We start from the raw sequence: 18,396 nt of genomic DNA on the forward strand, positions 1-18,396 counted from the left end.
CCACAAACTAGTTGATCGGAGTGGAAGGCGGCGACTCCCGATGGATCAGCCCGATCAGGTGAGACAACCAAAAGAGAGCGTAGCGAACTGGTTGGCTCACCGCGGGCCCATGGGAAAGCGTCCGCCTGGAACGCAGATCAACGGTGCCCTCACCCCCCCCATCACTTCTCTCTATTTCAGAAAGAAAAAATCCTGCCACTCTTTCTTCCATTGTACCGAAAGAAAAGAGAGACAGGAAACGTTAACCTTTATTCTTTTTTGCGATCACCATGTACACTAGAAAAACTCCTGAAATCCTCTTCTACTTTCCGCGTCAACCTGCGCTCAAACCATTTCCCCACCAACCATAGCAAGAAAATAACGACAAACATAATCAACGTCCGAATCGGCTGCGTGACGAGCGCTCGCACATCATACCCGATAAACGTAATCATCATAATCATCACCAGCTTACCAAGCATCAGCACGAACAAATAATTCTTCTTATTCATATTCGACAAGCCCGCCACGAGATTCACCAAAGCGGAAGGCGTAAACGGAAAACAAATTAAGACAAACAACGGACCAAAACCATTACGCTCAACCCATTGAATTAACTGTTGCACTTTTTTAGGACGGGTCAGAAACGAGAAGAACTTGCTGCCGCCAAATCTCCGGACGAGCAAGAACACCACATACGAACCCGCTACCGTTCCAGCCCAGGAAAGCAGAAAGCCTAGCCAAAAACCGAATGCGATGGCATTGGCGATAACAAATACGAAAAGTGGCAGAAATGGGAGGAATGCCTCCAAAAACGTTGGAATTAATCCCATGAAAAAACCTAGAGCCTCATACTGCTCTGCCAAATCCTCCACTTTATCAATTGATAGCCATTCATTCATCGCCAACACCCTCACTGATTTTCATAATTTTTAGTCATAACGCTGTGGAATTTGTTGAATTATAGTATACTAGCTCCTAGATTGGTAAAAGAAAGATGGGCTGCCTAGTGAATACAACCTTTTTTCATGGCCTGAAAGCAGGATCGAGCATTGCCATTGGCTACTTTCCCGTTGCGCTGACATTCGGACTGCTCGCTAAAACGACTGGCCTCTCGATTATCGAAGCAACCGCAATGAGTGTATTCGTCTACGCGGGAGCCGCTCAATATATGTCACTTAGCTTACTTGCGACTGGTGTTGCGCCGTGGCTCATCGTGACGAATACATTTATCGTCAATATTAGGCACTTTCTCATGACGGCTGCTCTAAGCGAGAAAGTGGAGCCTGCGCCAAAATGGAAGAAAGCCATCTACGCATTTGGAATCACTGATGAAACATTTTCCGTTCTTGCTACACAGAAGAATCGGCAAGTCACGACCGCCTTTACGTTTGGCGTTGCCTTGATTGCCTATAGTAGTTGGGTGGTCTTTACAGCAGTTGGTCACGTCATCGGAGCCAACTTACCACAATTTCTGCAAAAAGCAATGTCCGTTGCGCTCTATGCGATGTTCATCGGCCTGCTCGTCCCGTCCATGAAAGGCAATCGCAAAGTGGTGTTGCTTGCGGTGATTGCAGCAGTCATTCACTGCGCATTGTATTACACGCAGTTACTGTCTACTGGATGGTCGATCTTGGTCGCGACGCTCGCCTCTGCTATATTTGTTGAGATTCTTTATGTAAAGAGTAATAAAAACGTCGAACGCTTTACTAAACGGAAGGAGGCAAACTGATGGGATCTATGTATTGGTGGATGTTGCTCGGCATGGCCGTTGCTACATATGTACCCCGAATGATTCCGTTGACCATTCTTGACGGCAAGGAATTACCGCCAATCGTCAGTGGTGTGTTGCGCAATATTCCATATGCAGTGCTCGGTGCACTTATTTTCCCGGCTATTTTACATATCCAAGATGATATTCTTTTCGGCGTAATAGGTGCGATCACAGCGTTTACACTAGCCTTCCTCGGCCTCGACGTAATGTTTGTCGTGATTGGTACCATTGCAGCGCTCGCTGTGTACAGTTTATTTTAACTCTTAGTCTCACTATTCCCCACTGTGGAGACAATTAAAACAGGTACTAGCTAGTATTCGAGACAAAAAAGCGGTTTTCAAAGCATATACGCTCTTTGAAAACCGCTTTTTCACTCCTCGGTTTGATTCAGTCGCGCATTCTTCACCATGCGCGATGCAAACCAAAAACCTACTGTCAAAGACACTGCATCCGCTACATACAACATCCAGTTATGCGTATAGCCCGCATAGACCGATGCTGCGATAAGCGACAATGTCAATATTAATCCAACGACGTGATGAAATGTCACGCGCGTAAAAAATACAACTAAAATCCCTGGCAACAACATCGCAAATAGTAACTTCGTATCGAAATCATGCATATTGTTCTCCCCTTTTAACGCACAACCACAATACCTAGACGGAAGTGGTCATGACGGAACAGCACTTGTTGCTTTAGACGTACCTCTTGATCACGGCCGATGACTTGTAAACGACAGTGTGCGGCATTGACTTGGATCGCATCATATAATTCATCTTCATTGTGAATCGAGATCCCGTTAACCGACTTGATCAAATCACCCGGCACTATGCCCATTTTCTCTGCTGGTGAATCGCTAAGAACCGCTACTACATACACACCTTCTGATTGAGGCACTAACAACACTTGTTTATTGCGTTCTGATAGTGAAATCATAGCACTCAACAAGATACGGCATAGAACCCCGGCGAGCAATGCTGCCCAACCAAGGATCGGCATCCAAATTGCACCAATACCTACTACCGCGACAGCTACACCGAGCCAAGCGATCGCTTTTCCCATTTTAGGAAGTAGCACGTCTGGGAACGTGGAACGAATCCATTGCGAGAATCCGATGATTACAGGTACCGGAATGAATGAAAATTGCTCTGCGCCTAGTGTGAATTGCGGCCAGTATGGAGCAAATTCCGCTACCATATGTCCAGGTACTATAAATACCACCGGCACGAGCCAAAGTAACTTCGACTGATAAATTGCACCACGCATTCCGCGCTGAGTCGGAACGAACGATGGAGACGTATGACGCGCCGCATGACGACGAACCAATAAGCCTTCTGAAATTAACAACAATCCTGCAATAATCGGTACCGTAATCGCTAATGTACCGAAGAAGTCCAAGTCTTCCTGGACGAACCACGTGCCGATTGAAAAATCTCCTGCAAAACGATCCAATGCCCACAGCGCAAAAAACGCGATAGTTACATAGTAGATTGGTGAGGCTAGTTTATAGGAGAAGGATACGATAACGAGCAACATGATAACGGACAAAATAATGATCCAGTTAAAATCGACAATCAATCCAACACCAGCGATCAAAATCGATAGAACTAGACCGTGCAACCAACCTACTGAAATAGCGTGTTTCATTTCAGCGGAACCTTTGTTTATGCCCACATTGAAATCTGTTCGCTCGCGGCTTACGCGTTTACTGCCAAGCATATAGGCAGCCACTAAAGCGATTAGCCAGACTGGATTCAGAAAAAAGTACAGTACTGCATCTTTTAAATTAAGTAATAGTTCGCTAGACATCTTCTGTCACCTTTCTCGCTTGTCTTTATAGCTCTTTTCTTCATTGTACAAAAAAAGAAGGAAAATAGCGAGAGAGTTCTGAAGGAAGTTCCAATTTAAGCTAAATTGCGTAAAAAAAGAGGCTGTTCGCGCGTGTCCTGTTTTTTCAAGACCTTGCCGAACCGCCTCTGCTATTATTTTTCCAGTTTATTGACGAGGAAATCGACCGCCATACGCAACTGTTTGTCGTTCTTTGGCTCAGCCCGATATTCTTCTGCAGCCGTTTTTAATGCCGTGAAGAATTCTCTGTCCATATCATAGCCTTCTTTGATTTCATACTCCGCGCGGAATGCATGTACCGCTTCTGCCGTTTCGCGATCGAAATAGCCATCCGTTCTACCTGGACGATGATCAAATGCTTTGAGCATGCGTTGCGCATACGCAACTTGGTCATTGAAATGCCCTTCTTTCATAGTATCCGTCACCATCTGCAAGTGCTCTGTGAATAAAGCATTCTGTTTTACTTCAATATCTGCCGTGACCCCTTTGCCATGAATCCACTTTTCTTTAGGCGTCAACCATTTACTCGTGGATAGCTTCAATTCTCCACCGTTAGATAATTCCATCGTTTCTTGTACGGTTCCTTTGCCAAAACTTGTCGTGCCGATGATCTCACCACGTTTCAAATCTTTGATCGCTGCACTCAACACTTCACTTGCAGATGCGCTACCTACATCCTGTACGATAACAATCGGGACGTGTTTCAAGCGTTCATTAAATGAAAGCTTATCGTCCTTCTCCGTTGACACTGGCGTTAAATTCCCTTTTGCATCTTGCATTACGACGAACGTTCGATCTTCTTCCAATAGACTACTGGAAATTTCGGATACAGCCTTCAAATAGCCACCCGGATTACCGCGCACATCGATGATGATAGCTTGGGCACCTTTTTTGAGGACGTCAGACGTAGCCTTTTGCCACTCTTTTGCTGTCTCTTCACCAAACATGCTTAGCGCTATGTACCCGAGCTTAGCATCCCGTTCTTTAATCAGCTCATGCGACACAGATATCACAGGCATGTGATCGCGTGTGATGGTGTATTCCATATGCTTATCCGCTTCAGGTCGGAAAATAGTCAACTTCACTTCCGTCCCTTTTTCGCCCCGTATCATATTGACTACGTCACGTAATGTTTCATTGGCCAAACGTTCTCCGTTAACACGCACAATTTCATCATAAGGCTGTAATCCCGCCTTTTCAGCTGGACCTCCTTTAATTGGCGCTACGACAATATATTTGCCGTTAGTCCGTGTCATTTCCGCACCAATCCCTACACGTGATCCTGCAAGTGATTCCCGGTGAGACTCTGCTTCCTGTTCGGTCAAATACGTCGAATACGGGTCACCGATTGTATCGGTCATCCCACGCAACGCCCCTTCAATCAGCTCGTCCTTCTTGACTGGGTAAACGGCTCGCTCTTGAATCTTTTCAAATACCTCATCTACTACAGGTAACTTACTGATCGACTCATTCTTTGCAGCTTCCTGCTTCCCGCAGCCATTTAGCCATATGGCGCCGATCAGTAATAACACCCCCACCAAAAAAAGCCTGCTCTTACGCATTCATAACCTCCTCCTCTCTTCACTATATGAAGAAAGACAAGGAGTTACGACACGAGAACAGACTCTTTTTTCAGTCCATGGAATCGACTAATTCATTCAATGTTTTTTCATCTAATGGGCCAATGACTTTTTGTGCAATGCGCCCTTGCGTATCAATCATATACGTTGTCGGCATCGAGAACACACCATACATATGTGTGACTTCCGCCGTCTTGTCTAGCGGAATCGGGAAGCTTAATTCATAGGAAGCCACAAACTTTTCCACTTCACCTATACCACGTCGCTCAGATTCTGTGACGTTGACTGCGATGAGTTCCACTTGGTCTTCATCCGTAAGTTTTGAATAATAACTTTCCATATGCGGCATTTCTGCTTTACATGGAGGACACCATGTAGCCCAGAAGTTCAAAATAACTTTCTTCCCTTTTAACTCGGAAAGCGTCACCGTTTCGCCTGCAAGTGTTTCAAGTGTAAAGTCCGGGGCAAGTGAATATTGCGCCAAACCTTCCTCTTCTTCTTGCAATGCATCTGCCTGGCTTGCTTGTGTAATCGGTGCTTCTACCGTTTGTTTCTGGCCAATAGAATTTTCTACCATGATAAAGATCAATGCACCGACGAGCAATGCTGTAATAATATATCCAATCATTTTCTTACTCACTTTACCTCTTCCTTTCCACTAATCGGTTGGGCGGAAGATTTCTCTACCCCCCACATTAACAAACCAATACAAATGGTCGTGATGAATGCTGTGTTCAACAGATTTCCTTGAATGGCGGATACGAGAAAATGAGCCGCTAGCAAGACACCAGCAAGTTCGCTCACTGTATTGACTTTCTTTTGTTGACACCACCACGACAACATAAAGACGGCGACAAATAATAGAATCGTTGCGCTTTTCACAACCAGACTGCCTTCATTAAGAAGCGTCATAGCGATTTGATAGACGGCTTGCCAGCAAATTAACGCAAGCAATAACGTCCATTTATCGATACGCTTCCACTTCTGTTTATATACTTGCCGAAGCATCCATAAACCTGCTACGACTAGCCCGAGTATCCAGCCAAACTTTCCCCCGTGGAAATAAAGAATAGACAGTGGATTTTTCATAACCATCGAGAAATCTGTTACAATCACTGATACCTTCCAAATGATGACGATATAAAAAAACAGATCACCGATTCGTTCACCATGCACTTTACCAAAGTATAACCGAATGAAAAGATAGGTCACTATGAAACCCGAAATGAAGGCGATCCAAGAAGACGGCATCGTAATAGAACCGATTGGATAATACTGCGTAACCGGCATCTTCCATCCTCCTAATCTTTCTATGAACGTAGGAAAACCCACCTATTCAGGCAGGTTTTCAATTTATGCTATATTAAAAAGAAACGTAATGCAAAGGATTGACTGCACTTGGCCCTGTGGCGGAGAAGTTTCCTACATGCACTTCAAAATGCAAATGCGGACCTGTTGAGAAGCCTGTCGAACCGACCGCTCCAATGAATTGACCTTTATCGACAGATTGTCCTGAACTTGTACCAATCGAGGAAAGGTGAGCATAGACCGTCGTCATGATCTGACCCTTTACAGAGTGCGTGATCATAATCACGTTACCGAACCCTTCCATACTTCCCGTATACGATACTACACCATCTCCTGCCGCTACAACCGGAGTTCCTGTAGGTGCACTAATATCCATTCCACGGTGCTGTTTTCTCACTTTCGATATCGGATGAGTCCGCCAGCCAAATCCTGAACTGAAACTACCCGTTGTCGGTTTTGTCCAAGATCCACTTGAGACAGGCGGAGCAGCATTGGAACTGGAACTGGAACTCGAAGATGCACTTGAACGGCTATTTGCCGCGGCCGCTGCTGCTTCTGCTGCCAATCTTTCTTGCTGCAACTTATGCTTTCTCGCCTGTTCCTTACGAGCAATTTCCGCTAAACGATTTTGCTCTGCGATAATCTTCTTCTCTAGTTTAGAACTGAATGCTACCGTTTCGCTATATTCTTCTTCTAACGCGCCTTTTTCACTCGAAAGTTTTTCTTGACTCTTTTCGAGCTGATTGACCACTTCTCTTTTTTCAAGCTTTTTGTTATGCAATTCGTCTTTCAATGCTTGAATTTTTTGCTTGCGCTCTTCTTGTTCCGCTAACTTCTGCTCAACAAGTTTCTTTTCTTCCTCAAGCAACGCTATATCTTCTTCTTGCTGTTGAATGATTTTTCGATCTGCATCCATCAATGTAGATACTGCCGAGAAACGGTCAATGAAATCTGCGAAACTGTTAGCGCCAAGAAGCACGTCCAAATAACTGACTTGATTCCCCTTGACTTGCATAACGCGAACGCGCTCACGCAAAACTTCGTCTCGTTGTTTGATTCGAATCTCTAATTCTTTAATAGATGATTGAAGTTCCTCAATTTCAATTTGGGTCTGATTCATTTCTGCAATGATCCGATCCATGTTTTGATTGGTTTCTTCAATTTTGTCATTCAGTTTTTTAATTTGAGAGACCAGTACATCGACTTTCGACTGTTTCTCCTGTATTTGAATTTCTTTTTTCTGAATAGTAGAATCTAAATTTTTCTTTTTGATGTCTGCTGCATTTTTTTCATTCTGCAAATCTTTCAAAGAGTCTGCGAAGACGTCTGCACTGCCAACTGTTGTGGTAAGTAGACCAATCGCAAGGACACTCGAAATGATTCTATGTCTTTTTATCAAATTCTAGTTCTCTCCTTAGTAAAACTTACGATTTCAAGAATTTTCTGACGGACATGAAACTGCCCCAGACGCCAATAAAGACGGCGACGAATAGTAGTAAAAAGTTTAATTGTAATAGGAATGGGTTAGGATCTAGCAAATGGAATAATTGATTTTGCAAACGACCTTCCCAGAAACTATACAACTTTGAATAAAATGTCGTCATAAGAGCCATCGGAAGAACCGCACCGAAAATTCCAAGCCACACTCCTTCGAGCATGAAAGGAATCCGTACGAAACTATCTGTTGCACCGACCAGTTTCATAATATCGATTTCTGTACGTCTCGCCACGATGGTGAGTCGGATCGTATTCGATATGAGGAACATAGCGGTAAACAGCAAGGCTACTATTAAGCCGAGTCCGATGTTTCGTCCTATTTTTAAGACATGGAAAAGTTTTTCTACCTTGCCTTCTCCGTACTCCACGTCAAAAGTATGCGGGTACGTTGCGATTTCATTTGCGATGGATGCGGTGTTTTTCGGATCATCCGCTTTAATATATAATGCATCACCGAGGGGATTGTCCTGTTTGTAGAGCGCTAACTCATCACCGAACGATTGAATCATGCTCTCCAATTCCTGTTTTCGTGAGGAATACTGGACTTCGGCAACACCTGGGGTTTCTTTGACTTCTTGCAATAGTTCCTGGACTTCATCTTTACTAGCGCCTGGTTCCGCGACTACTTTGATTTCCACATCATTTTCGATGTTATCAGCCAGTTGATTCAAGTTCATCATGATGACGATGAATACGCCAATCAATAATAAAGTCACGGTCACAGCGCTCACTGAAGCAAAGGTCATCCAGCCGTTTCGACTAAGACTTTTGAAACTTTCCCGAATATGACGTCGTACTGTTCTAGATTTCATTGGAGTATTCTCCTTCGTTCTCATCCCGTGTGATGAGTCCGCCTTCGATCTGTATCACGCGATGTGGTTGATTATCCACAATATCTTTATTATGTGTAGCCATAATAATTGTGGTGCCTCGTGCATTTATCCGTTCAAAAATCTTCATGATCTCCCATGAAGTCTCTGGATCCAAATTTCCTGTCGGTTCATCTGCAATGACGAGCTTCGGTTGATTGACGATCGATCGTGCAATCGACACACGTTGCTGTTCTCCACCTGACAGTTCATTTGGAAACATTCTAGTTTTCTTGGTGAGTCCTACTAATTTCAGCACTTCTGTCACTTTTTGACGTATGACACTCGGTGATTCTTCAATTACCTCTAGCGCATACGCGATATTTTCGTAGACAGTCAGTTTTGGCAGAAGTTTAAAGTCTTGAAATACTACGCCAATTTGTCTTCTCAAATAAGGGACATCTTTTCTTTGCATTTTTGTTAGTTCCGTATTGTTGAAGTAAATCAAGCCACTAGATGGGACTTCTTCACGATACATCATTTTAATGAACGTGGATTTACCTGCGCCACTCGGTCCAACAACATATACAAATTCCCCTTTTTCGATTTCGACATGAATTCCGTTAGACGCTACAACGCCATTCGGGTACTTTTTGTATACATTTTTCATTACAATCATACATCATAACCACCTGAATTTTGTTTTTCTCTCATATTCGCCATTTTTATTATAGCATGGCCTTCATCTTACTATGTATTACAGTTATGTATCAATTAATCAAGCAAGCGAAATGGTAAAAAAGTGTTCTTGATGGATGTACAAAAAAAATCGCCACCAAGAAAATCTTGGAGACGATTGAGTATTTATTATTTCTTTTCAGCTAACCAAGCAGCAACTGCGTCTGCTTCTTCGCCTTTAATAATACCAGGAGGCATAGCGCCTTTACCGTTTACGATCACGTCGTGGATTTCTTCTTCAGAAAGTGTTGCACCAATTTTATCAAGTGCTGGTCCTGCTCCACCTTCTAAGTTTCCTCCGTGACATGACGCACAGCTTTGTTGTACAACTGCTTCTGCATCTACTTCGGAAGTTGCTGCGCCGTTGTCTTTTGTCGCGTCATTATTTGGTTCTGAAGCGTTGTTGTTGCCACCACAAGCGCCTAGCACTAGTGCTGCTCCGAAGAGTGTAGCCAATAGTTTGTTCTTCATGTAATATCCTCCCTTTTACTTAAATTTTTCTAACATATAGTAGTATACCAAATCTCGATCGATTTATGGTGAATAGAGAGGATAAAGTTACAAATTATCAAGGATAATCGTGTTTTTCGTCTCTTTCATCCCATAAAAGACGCTTTGGTAGTAAGTACATATATAGTATTGACCAAATTGATAATTCTTAAACATAACATTTTGTCATGTGGGTAAAATAGAGAAAAAATTCAGTATTTATGGAGGGATTTCCGATGGGCGTGGCTTGAATCACCTCAGCTTCCGTGGAAAACCTATGTAGAAATCGTATGGATAAAAATAATTCTTTGTCATAGTGTGTAATATTGTAACCTCTTTGTAATATACAAACATCCATTGTGTCGAGAGTTCACATACATAATTGATTGCAAGACATATTTTCATACATTATGATCTATTTTCACTGTAAACAATAAAACGTCATTCCATGAAATTGCTTACAAGTAGTAGTAGCAGTTACAACTCACTACATCCGGATGTGTCTAGTAAAAAAACAGCCACAACAAGTCATGTAGAAATGACTTGCCCGGCTGTCTTTTTATGATTAAGAAATTCTTGAACGCAAATACGCATTGATAAACTGGTCGATCTCGCCGTCCATTACAGAACTCACGTTACCTGTCTCTTCATTTGTACGGTGATCCTTCACCATTGAATACGGATGGAAAACATACGAACGTATCTGACTGCCCCAACCGATTTCCTTCTGCTCGCCACGGATATCCGCCAAACGCGCTTCCTCTTCCTCCACACGAATCTGGTAAATCTTCGCTTTCAAAAGATTCATCGCACGCTCACGGTTCTTAATTTGCGAACGTTCCGTCTGACACGTAACAATCGCACCTGTTGGAATGTGGGTCATACGAACAGCGGAGTCCGTCGTGTTAACGTGCTGTCCGCCGGCACCGCTTGAACGGTACGTATCAATTTTGATGTCTTCCATCTTCAGATCCAATTCGATATCGCCGTCAAACTCTGGCATGACTTCAATAGAAGAGAATGATGTATGGCGTCTGCCTGAAGAATCGAATGGGGAGATCCGAACAAGTCGGTGTACACCTTTTTCCGCTTTCAAGTAGCCATATGCATTATGCCCTTTAATTCCGAGTGTGACAGATTTCACGCCCGCTTCGTCACCCGCTTGATAATCGAGTGTTTCGACTTTAAAGCCATGGTGCTCTGCCCAGCGCGTATACATGCGAAGCAACATCGACGCCCAGTCTTGGGACTCGGTGCCGCCTGCGCCTGAGTGTATTTCAACTACTGCACTATTTTTATCAAATTCATCGCTCAATAACATTTGAAGATCGAATTGCTCCATCTTCTTTTTGAACTCTTTTAATTCGGAAATCAGATCTTCTTGTAACTCTGCGTCTGCTTCTTCCCGTAGAAGTTCAAGCGTCATTTCCAAATTTTCTTGTATTTCGTTCAATTCGTTATATTCGCCGACAATGTCTTTCAATGCATTCGATTGTGAAATAACCTTTTGCGCCGCGTCCTGGTCATCCCAGAAACCTGGCTCCAACATCATTTCATCTAACTCCTGCATGCTAGCCTCTTTGTTTTCTAAGTCAAAGAGACCCCCTAAAGTCCGCTAATTTCTTAGCTGTTTTGTCGAGATCGTTGCGAACATCGGATAATTCTATCATAATGGTTTCCTCCTGAGTGGTTGTTTCTCTTTATGCTTTGCCGTGGCAGTTCTTGTACTTCTTGCCGCTACCACACGGACAAGGTTCGTTACGTCCGATATTGACAGTACGTCGGATAGGCTTTTTAGCAACCGGTGCGCCGTCTTCTTTCGGGTTGTTCGCTTGACCTTTTGCTACTTCCTCGCGCTCCAAGTTATTGCGAATTTCTGCCTTCATGACATACTTCGTCGCATCGTTTTCGATGGCCATTAGCATATCTTCAAACATGGCAAATCCTTCTGCCTGGTATTCACGAAGCGGGTCACTCTGTCCATATGCACGTAAATGAATTCCATTACGAAGCTGATCCATCGCATCGATATGATCCATCCACTTGGTATCAATCGCACGCAACAAGACGACCTTCTCAAATTCACGCATACGCTCTTCGGACATTTCCTGCTCTTTCTCATTATAGCGCGCAATGACCAATTCGTGAATAAATGTTTGCAACTCTTCTGGTGTTTTACCTTCTAGGTCTTCTATTGTCACAGTGTCTTCAGCCAATAAGTTCGCTTCCAAATAGTCTTTCAAGCCTTTGGAATAGACGGTATTGTCTGCAGTGTGGATCGCCACGACACGTTCAATAACCGAATTCAACATATTTTCAAGTACTGGCCGAATATTTTCTGAACCAAGTACTTCATTACGCTCTTTGTAAATCACTTCACGCTGCTGACGCAGTACATCATCATATTGTAATAGACGTTTCCGTGAATCAAAGTTATTCCCTTCTACCCGTTTCTGGGCAGATTCAACTGAACGTGAAACCATTTTCGACTGGATCGGTGTTTCATCGTCCATACCGAGTTTGGTCATCATCGATTTCATTTGTTCAGAACCGAAACGACGCATTAATTCATCTTCTAATGAGAGATAGAATTGCGTAACACCCGGGTCACCTTGACGCCCTGAACGTCCACGTAGCTGATTATCAATTCGTCGTGACTCGTGCCGCTCCGTACCGATGACCGCTAAACCGCCAACGTCTTGGATATGATCACCCAGTTTAATATCCGTACCACGACCCGCCATGTTGGTTGCGATCGTTACAGCACCTTTTTTACCAGCGTCTTGAATGATTTCGGCTTCGCGCTCGTGATTCTTCGCGTTCAAGACATTATGCGGAATGCCGTACTTTTTCAAGAATGCTGAAATAATTTCTGACGTTTCAATCGCTACTGTACCGACTAGCACGGGTTGGCCCTTTTCGTGTCGTTCTCTAATATCTTCCGCTACCGCTTTATACTTTCCATCCATCGATGCAAAGATCAAGTCTGGACGGTCATCACGAGCAATCGGCTGATTGGTCGGAATGGCAATCACGTTCATATTGTAGATGTTGCGGAACTCTTCTTCCTCAGTCTTCGCTGTCCCCGTCATTCCAGAGAGCTTTTCATACATACGGAAATAGTTCTGGAACGTAATGGTCGCCAGTGTCATCGACTCGTTCTGAACTTCAAGACCTTCCTTCGCTTCAATCGCTTGGTGCAAACCATCGCTATACCGACGGCCTTTCATCAAACGTCCCGTGAAGGAGTCCACGATGACGACTTCGCCTTCTTCCACAACATAGTCTACGTCATTATGCATACTTACATGCGCTTTCAATGACTGATTGATGGCATGGTTTAGCGTCACGTGTTGCAGATCGAATAAGTTCTCAATGCTAAATGCCTTCTCCGCTGCTTCAATCCCTTGTTCAGTCAAAACCACACCTTTAGTCGACTCATCAAATGAATAATCTTCTTCTTTTTTCAGCGTGATCACAAAGCGATTGGCTAAGCGATATAATTCCTGAGCCTTCGCTGCTTGACCCGAAATGATCAGCGGTGTACGCGCTTCATCGACTAAAATGGAGTCTACTTCGTCAATTACAGCGAAATGAAGCGGGCGCTGTACTTTATGTTCATTATAAAGCACCATGTTATCACGCAAATAGTCAAAACCGAGTTCGTTGTTCGTGCTGTATGTGATGTCGGCTTCATACGCTTCCCGCTTTTCTTCTTTGCTGAGACTATTCAAGTTCAAGCCTACGCTCATGCCGAGGAATGAATACAACTGCCCCATCTCTCCCGCGTCACGGCTAGCCAAGTATTCGTTAACGGTTACCACGTGGACGCCCTTGGAAGTCAGCGCATTTAAATAAACGGCGAGTGTAGAAGTCAACGTCTTCCCCTCACCGGTCTTCATCTCTGCGATATTCCCTTCGTTCAGCGCTGCAGCACCCATGATTTGCACGCGGAACGGGTATAACCCGAGCACGCGGCGAGAAGCCTCACGCACGACAGCAAATGCTTCAGGTTGCAAATCTTCAATGGTTTCGCCTTGCTGATAGCGCTCTTTGAATTCATCTGTTTTCGCTGTCAGTTGTTCGTCTGACAGTTTTTCCATATCCTCAGCCAATAATTCTACTTGATCGGCAATTTTCTCAAGTCGTTTTAAGTCACGTTTGTTTGGGTCGAACATCTTATTCAATACGCCAAGCATTTATTGTCACATCCTTATAGCTTCATCAATTAGCAGGACGCACCTGCCAGTTGTAAGTTCGTTGTCTAGGTATATTTAAGCCACACTCCATTTTAACATTGTAAAAAGCTAGGTGCAAATAGTGCGCTGTATCTTTTTTCCTAAGTTTGATTGGGTTAGGCTGAACGGGGTTTTGGGTAAAGGGATTGGTGCTTCGGAGGGGACGCTTTCCTAGAGGGCCCGCGGTGAGCCAACTAGTTCGCTAGTGCAAAGATATGCTCCTAACGCTTCGCTTTTACTCGCAAAAGCCGTTCTTCGTGACGACTCTCGCTCTCTTTGGTTGTCTCACCTGTCAGGCTGATCCTCTGGGAGTCGGCCCTCCTACGCGCCAATCCCTTGCAATGTGAGCGGGTTATACTTTTTGTTGTGCATTAAAATTAGTCTTGTAATTGTTATTGAATATCTGTGCTCGAACATAAATAAGTCAAGACACAACAATAATTAACACATCCTCTCCAGTAAGTGATTCAAGTACCTCCACTATCCACGTAGGATGAAAGCGGAAGTTGGGGCGACTCCTGGAGGATCAGCGTGAGTTCGAGACCCTGGACTGAACGAAGTGAGGGAAGCGGCTCGGGCCACGCCCTCAGGAAAGCGTCCCCAACTGGAGCTTTCATCCCCTCATACACACCCCGTCACTCACAAGTCATAAACCAAAAAACAAGCCCAGCATAAGCTGGACTTGTCTCGTTGCGTATTAGTTTGTTTCGATTAAGCCGTATTTACCGTCTTTACGCTTGTAGACAATGTGCGTGCCGTCGGAATCTGCATCTGTAAAGATGAAGAAACTGTGGCCTAGCATGTTCATTTGAAGGATCGCTTCTTCTTGATCCATCGGCTTTAAATCGAACTGCTTCGTACGTACTACGTCGAACTCCACGTCGTCTTCAAGCTCTTGAGTATTATTGCCATCAACCGACTGGAAGAAAGCTGCTACACCTTCACGCTCACGTGACTTACGATTAACACGTGTTTTATATTTACGAATTTGACGCTCTAGCTTGTCGACGATTAAATCCACAGCTGCGTACATATCATTGTGACGCTCCTCTGCGCGAAGTGTCAAATTCTTCATTGGAATTGTAATTTCCACTTTTGTTTGCTTATCACTATACACTTTCAAGTTAACATTTGCTGTAGCGTTTACACCTTCCGTAAAGTAACGCTCCAGTTTCTCAACTTTCTTTTCAACGTACTCTCTGATCGCCGGAGTTACCTCGACGTTTTCACCGCGAATATTGAAGTCTAACATATGAACTCCTCCTTTGTTTAAACCCTCACTACCTTACTTCTTCATAGTACCCTTAAAATCCTTTCTAAAACTTAAGAAATATGCAGAATTGTAAAGAAACTTCTGATTCATGTTAATTTATTCTGTTTCTTTCACTTTACGGGCATGATGTTTTAATTCTTCGGTGATCAGCGCATCCATTTTTTGCTCTTCACCAAACTCGAATCCATACTCAAAGCCATATTCGGTTTCCTTTTTCCAAGCCACATTGCCTAAAATTTCAAAAGGATGCTGATGGATTGTAAACCCTAATTGCAGTGCAAGATTTTCTAAACGAACAGGCAGATCCAGATACGTCACGAACTTCACTCCGCCTGTACTGATATCCAAAATTTCACAATGACCTTCATTAGACATGCTTTTCTCTTCATTATTTAGTTGAATGCGGAATGTGGCCGGTATATATGGATTGAATGTGTACCGAAAGTAGTCGTGGCGATTATAACGCATAGGATTATTCCTTTCTCTTGAATACCAATATGTAAAAAAACCGAAAGAGATTCCTCTCTTCCGGTTATCAGTGCTTCGAATCGAAATAGGCACCGTCTTGAGACATCTTACCGTATGGATTTATATAGCTATTCATGTTTTCTTTTTTCGCTTGGGATTGTGAAATGTCTGTGCGAATCGCATGTGTGAAGCGTTCCAGACTCGTTTGCACATCTTTCTCTAGACGAATTAATTCCCCACCAAATTCATCTTCTTCCGCTGTGAAAGGCTGGACGATTTGTGACTGCAACAGATCACGTTCATTCAGTATCTTATCGATTTGTTCGATGATTTCATCACGCTTTTCTTCATCTACTACCTGTACAAGCGCAATCAATTGAAGTGAACGGTCATGCCACATCGTCATGGCAGGTCGGATCATATCTCACTCACGTTGGAGTATTGTTTCGAACGATTAATCTGGATTACTTGTTTCCAAGTATCGCGGAATTCCGTAATGATTCCTGCCGCTTCTTCAAACATCGCTGGATCATTTTGGATATTGCCATCAATCAAGCGGCTGTTTACGAATTCGTACAGGACAAGCATGTTTTTGGATACGTCATAGGATGTATCCAATGTCAGCATTAATTCCGTCACAATCGCTTGTGCTTTTTGAATCGCAATATTTTTTTGTTCCAAATTACCTTTAGCCAGCTCCATCTTTCCTTGCTGAATAAATTTAAGGCATCCGTTATAAAGCATTAAAGTTAGCTCACCGGGCGTTGAAGTCGTCACCGTATTCGTTTGATATGCTGCATAAGGGTTGTTAGTAGCCATGTATGTCATTCTCCTTTTTCTAGCTAAGTTGCGTTACATGCCGCCAAGTGAACTCATCAACTGAGCAGACTGTGAATTCGCACGTTGGATAGCTTGCTCCATTGCGTTAAACTGTTTCCAGTAACGACTTTCCATCATTTTTAACTTACTTTCAAAGCGCTCGATTTGTTTGTCCATGTTTTTGATGGAACGTCCAAGGGCAAACGTGTCGTTTACCGCTGTTGAACTGCCCGCTTTAACGGTAATCTTTTTTTGAGCGTCTTGTAATTCAGTTCGGTATTGTTGTGCAATTCCTCCCTTTTTAGGGTCCGTATTGCTTTTACCGATTAAATCATAGATTGCGTTTGGATTTTCCGAAATTTTCGCACGAAGCGTATCTTCATTGATTGTCAATTTACCGTTGTCCAGATAGCTTTTAGAAGTTTCAATCCCTAAATCTTTCAGACTGATCTTAATTGGATTGCCGTCTTTGTCAGTAGTGGCAACAGTGCTACTCATAATAGAACGTAAATTATTTAACATAGAAGTAAGTGCTGGATCGCCCTTTAAAGTACCGCTCTTGGCTTTTTCTTCCCAAAGTTCAATTTCCTTTTCTTTCATATCGGCTTTTTGTTCATCGGAAAGTGGGTGGAAAGACTTGAATTGTTTTTCTTTAATTTTGCTGTTCAGTTTTTCGATCATTTCGTTATAGTCATTGACGAATTCTACTACTGACTTTAAGATTTGATCCGTGTCGGTTGTTGAGTTAAATGTTACAGGCGAAGTTGTCGTCTGTTTAAGTGAAACTTCAAATCCATTTATCGTAAACGTGTTAGATGCGCGTGTTGTTTCTAGACCATTAAAGGTAAACTTTGCATCTACACCTGCTTTTGATCTAGGTCCTTCAGGATCAAAAAGAGGAACTAAATCATCTGGATTATCAGATTTTGGTGGAGACGGAACATTTAACTTCAATTTATCAACTATGTCACCTGATAATTTTATTTCACCCGCACCACTATTCTTAGCGCTCATTGCAATTTTACCGGATGTGGCATCGTAAAATGCGCTTACTCCGGATTCTTCATTTATTTTTTTAAGAATAGAGTCTAGTGTATCGGTTCCATTAAATTTAATTACATCTTCATTCCGTCCAGGAACCTTTATTCTTAAGATTTGTTCCCCTTCCGCAATGTCTAATCCCAATTCACTTAACTTTGTATTCTTGGCATTTTCGTCAGTCAAAGTTAACTTTCCACTTTGTAACGTAGCCTGCGTAGCCAATCGTTCTACTTCAATCGTCCCCGAAAAGTCCGAAGTAGAGCCTTTTGCCGTAATACTAACCGCTTGATCATTAGATACGTTGACGCTTTTCTTCATATACGTACTCTGCTTCATAACCGTGTCAAATAGCTTATCACTCGATTTTCTCAAGTCACGGTTGGTGGAACGATAATCGTCTAGTTGCCATTGTGTGTATTGTTTCTTTTGTGTAATTTTATCAAGAGGAATCCGATGCGCTTTCATCATGTCTCTGATAATGGATTCTGTATCGATTCCGGATGCCAATCCGCCGATTCTCATCGTGCCTCACACC

General features: G+C 43.2%; 19 protein-coding genes. 2 read left to right on the forward strand and 17 right to left on the reverse strand.

Going from position 1 to position 18,396, the window contains the following annotated elements; translation table 11 throughout:
* Positions 1-248: 248 nt before the first annotated feature.
* On the reverse strand, positions 249-881 hold the full coding sequence (locus CSV75_RS07430; RefSeq protein ID WP_099675261.1) for a TVP38/TMEM64 family protein: 633 nt from the start codon (positions 879-881) through the stop codon (positions 249-251).
* Positions 882-988: 107 nt separating this feature from the next.
* Here CSV75_RS07430 and CSV75_RS07435 point away from each other — a divergent pair, with 107 nt between their 5' ends.
* Both CSV75_RS07435 and CSV75_RS07440 read left to right on the forward strand, forming a co-directional pair.
* The gene (locus CSV75_RS07435) at positions 989-1,711 is read left to right on the forward strand and encodes an AzlC family ABC transporter permease (RefSeq protein ID WP_233191600.1); all 723 of its coding nucleotides are present in this window, start codon (positions 989-991) and stop codon (positions 1,709-1,711) included.
* Positions 1,711-2,013, forward strand: coding sequence for an AzlD domain-containing protein (locus CSV75_RS07440; protein ID WP_099631055.1), 303 nt, complete (start codon positions 1,711-1,713; stop codon positions 2,011-2,013). Before CSV75_RS07435 ends, CSV75_RS07440 begins: the two co-directional genes overlap by 1 nt.
* A gap of 110 nt (positions 2,014-2,123) precedes the next feature.
* Here the strand turns inward: CSV75_RS07440 and CSV75_RS07445 are convergent, their stop codons facing one another.
* From CSV75_RS07445 to CSV75_RS07520, 16 genes are all read right to left on the reverse strand, one after another.
* Entirely contained in the window at positions 2,124-2,375 is a 252-nt protein-coding gene (locus tag CSV75_RS07445; RefSeq protein ID WP_099631056.1) for a CsbA family protein, read from the reverse strand.
* Between the two features lie 14 nt (positions 2,376-2,389).
* A complete protein-coding gene (locus CSV75_RS07450) occupies positions 2,390-3,562 on the reverse strand; it encodes a PDZ domain-containing protein (protein ID WP_099675263.1) in 1,173 nt (390 codons plus the stop codon).
* A 173-nt stretch (positions 3,563-3,735) separates the two neighbouring features.
* Positions 3,736-5,163: a S41 family peptidase gene (locus CSV75_RS07455; protein ID WP_099675264.1), complete on the reverse strand. Its 1,428-nt coding sequence runs from the start codon at positions 5,161-5,163 to the stop codon at positions 3,736-3,738.
* Between the two features lie 70 nt (positions 5,164-5,233).
* On the reverse strand, positions 5,234-5,821 hold the full coding sequence (locus tag CSV75_RS07460; protein ID WP_099675265.1) for a peroxiredoxin family protein: 588 nt from the start codon (positions 5,819-5,821) through the stop codon (positions 5,234-5,236).
* Positions 5,818-6,471, reverse strand: coding sequence for a hypothetical protein (locus CSV75_RS07465; RefSeq protein WP_099675266.1), 654 nt, complete (start codon positions 6,469-6,471; stop codon positions 5,818-5,820). The genes CSV75_RS07460 and CSV75_RS07465 overlap by 4 nt, the downstream gene beginning before the upstream one ends.
* Positions 6,472-6,544: 73 nt before the next feature.
* A complete protein-coding gene (locus CSV75_RS07470) occupies positions 6,545-7,888 on the reverse strand; it encodes a murein hydrolase activator EnvC family protein (protein WP_233191601.1) in 1,344 nt (447 codons plus the stop codon).
* A gap of 25 nt (positions 7,889-7,913) precedes the next feature.
* Entirely contained in the window at positions 7,914-8,798 is an 885-nt protein-coding gene (gene ftsX, locus CSV75_RS07475; RefSeq protein WP_099675267.1) for a permease-like cell division protein FtsX, read from the reverse strand.
* On the reverse strand, positions 8,788-9,474 hold the full coding sequence (ftsE, locus tag CSV75_RS07480; RefSeq protein WP_099675268.1) for a cell division ATP-binding protein FtsE: 687 nt from the start codon (positions 9,472-9,474) through the stop codon (positions 8,788-8,790). The genes ftsX and ftsE overlap by 11 nt, the downstream gene beginning before the upstream one ends.
* Positions 9,475-9,662: 188 nt before the next feature.
* A complete protein-coding gene (gene cccB, locus CSV75_RS07485) occupies positions 9,663-10,004 on the reverse strand; it encodes a cytochrome c551 (protein ID WP_099675269.1) in 342 nt (113 codons plus the stop codon).
* Positions 10,005-10,587: 583 nt separating this feature from the next.
* Positions 10,588-11,689, reverse strand: a protein-coding gene (gene prfB / locus CSV75_RS07490; RefSeq protein ID WP_099675358.1) for a peptide chain release factor 2 whose coding sequence is annotated in 2 segments (ribosomal slippage) — positions 10,588-11,616 and positions 11,618-11,689 — 1,101 coding nt in all. Because the reading frame shifts where the segments join, the coding sequence is not laid out codon by codon here.
* 33 nt (positions 11,690-11,722) lie between these two features.
* Entirely contained in the window at positions 11,723-14,221 is a 2,499-nt protein-coding gene (gene secA / locus CSV75_RS07495; RefSeq protein ID WP_099675270.1) for a preprotein translocase subunit SecA, read from the reverse strand.
* Between the two features lie 736 nt (positions 14,222-14,957).
* Positions 14,958-15,512, reverse strand: coding sequence for a ribosome hibernation-promoting factor, HPF/YfiA family (gene hpf / locus CSV75_RS07500; RefSeq protein WP_099675271.1), 555 nt, complete (start codon positions 15,510-15,512; stop codon positions 14,958-14,960).
* 117 nt (positions 15,513-15,629) lie between these two features.
* On the reverse strand, positions 15,630-16,001 hold the full coding sequence (locus CSV75_RS07505; protein ID WP_099675272.1) for a PilZ domain-containing protein: 372 nt from the start codon (positions 15,999-16,001) through the stop codon (positions 15,630-15,632).
* 67 nt (positions 16,002-16,068) lie between these two features.
* Complete coding sequence (gene fliT / locus CSV75_RS07510) at positions 16,069-16,422, reverse strand: flagellar protein FliT (protein WP_099675273.1); 354 nt, start codon at positions 16,420-16,422, stop codon at positions 16,069-16,071.
* Positions 16,419-16,820 carry a flagellar export chaperone FliS gene (gene fliS / locus CSV75_RS07515; protein ID WP_085133016.1) on the reverse strand — a complete coding sequence of 134 codons (402 nt, stop codon included), beginning with the start codon at positions 16,818-16,820 and terminating at the stop codon, positions 16,419-16,421. The genes fliT and fliS overlap by 4 nt, the downstream gene beginning before the upstream one ends.
* A 33-nt stretch (positions 16,821-16,853) precedes the next feature.
* Positions 16,854-18,383, reverse strand: coding sequence for a flagellar hook-associated protein 2 (locus tag CSV75_RS07520; protein WP_099675274.1), 1,530 nt, complete (start codon positions 18,381-18,383; stop codon positions 16,854-16,856).
* Positions 18,384-18,396: the final 13 nt, after the last annotated feature.

Origin of the sequence: Sporosarcina sp. P18a (genome assembly GCF_002743135.1) — a bacterium.
GTDB lineage: Bacteria > Bacillota > Bacilli > Bacillales_A > Planococcaceae > Sporosarcina.

Bases quoted from the DNA above. Each gene is read 5' to 3' on its own strand.
- ftsX (WP_099675267.1), bottom strand. From the start codon at position 8,798: ATGAAATCTAGAACAGTACGACGTCATATTCGGGAAAGTTTCAAAAGT.
- fliS (WP_085133016.1), bottom strand. From the start codon at position 16,820: ATGGCTACTAACAACCCTTATGCAGCATATCAAACGAATACGGTGACG.
- CSV75_RS07450 (WP_099675263.1), bottom strand. From the start codon at position 3,562: ATGTCTAGCGAACTATTACTTAATTTAAAAGATGCAGTACTGTACTTT.
- secA (WP_099675270.1), bottom strand. From the start codon at position 14,221: ATGCTTGGCGTATTGAATAAGATGTTCGACCCAAACAAACGTGACTTA.
- ftsE (WP_099675268.1), bottom strand. From the start codon at position 9,474: ATGATTGTAATGAAAAATGTATACAAAAAGTACCCGAATGGCGTTGTA.
- hpf (WP_099675271.1), bottom strand. From the start codon at position 15,512: ATGTTAGACTTCAATATTCGCGGTGAAAACGTCGAGGTAACTCCGGCG.
- CSV75_RS07440 (WP_099631055.1), top strand. From the start codon at position 1,711: ATGGGATCTATGTATTGGTGGATGTTGCTCGGCATGGCCGTTGCTACA.
- cccB (WP_099675269.1), bottom strand. From the start codon at position 10,004: ATGAAGAACAAACTATTGGCTACACTCTTCGGAGCAGCACTAGTGCTA.
- CSV75_RS07445 (WP_099631056.1), bottom strand. From the start codon at position 2,375: ATGCATGATTTCGATACGAAGTTACTATTTGCGATGTTGTTGCCAGGG.
- CSV75_RS07455 (WP_099675264.1), bottom strand. From the start codon at position 5,163: ATGCGTAAGAGCAGGCTTTTTTTGGTGGGGGTGTTATTACTGATCGGC.
- CSV75_RS07505 (WP_099675272.1), bottom strand. From the start codon at position 16,001: ATGCGTTATAATCGCCACGACTACTTTCGGTACACATTCAATCCATAT.
- fliT (WP_099675273.1), bottom strand. From the start codon at position 16,422: ATGATCCGACCTGCCATGACGATGTGGCATGACCGTTCACTTCAATTG.
- CSV75_RS07430 (WP_099675261.1), bottom strand. From the start codon at position 881: ATGAATGAATGGCTATCAATTGATAAAGTGGAGGATTTGGCAGAGCAG.
- CSV75_RS07465 (WP_099675266.1), bottom strand. From the start codon at position 6,471: ATGCCGGTTACGCAGTATTATCCAATCGGTTCTATTACGATGCCGTCT.
- CSV75_RS07520 (WP_099675274.1), bottom strand. From the start codon at position 18,383: ATGAGAATCGGCGGATTGGCATCCGGAATCGATACAGAATCCATTATC.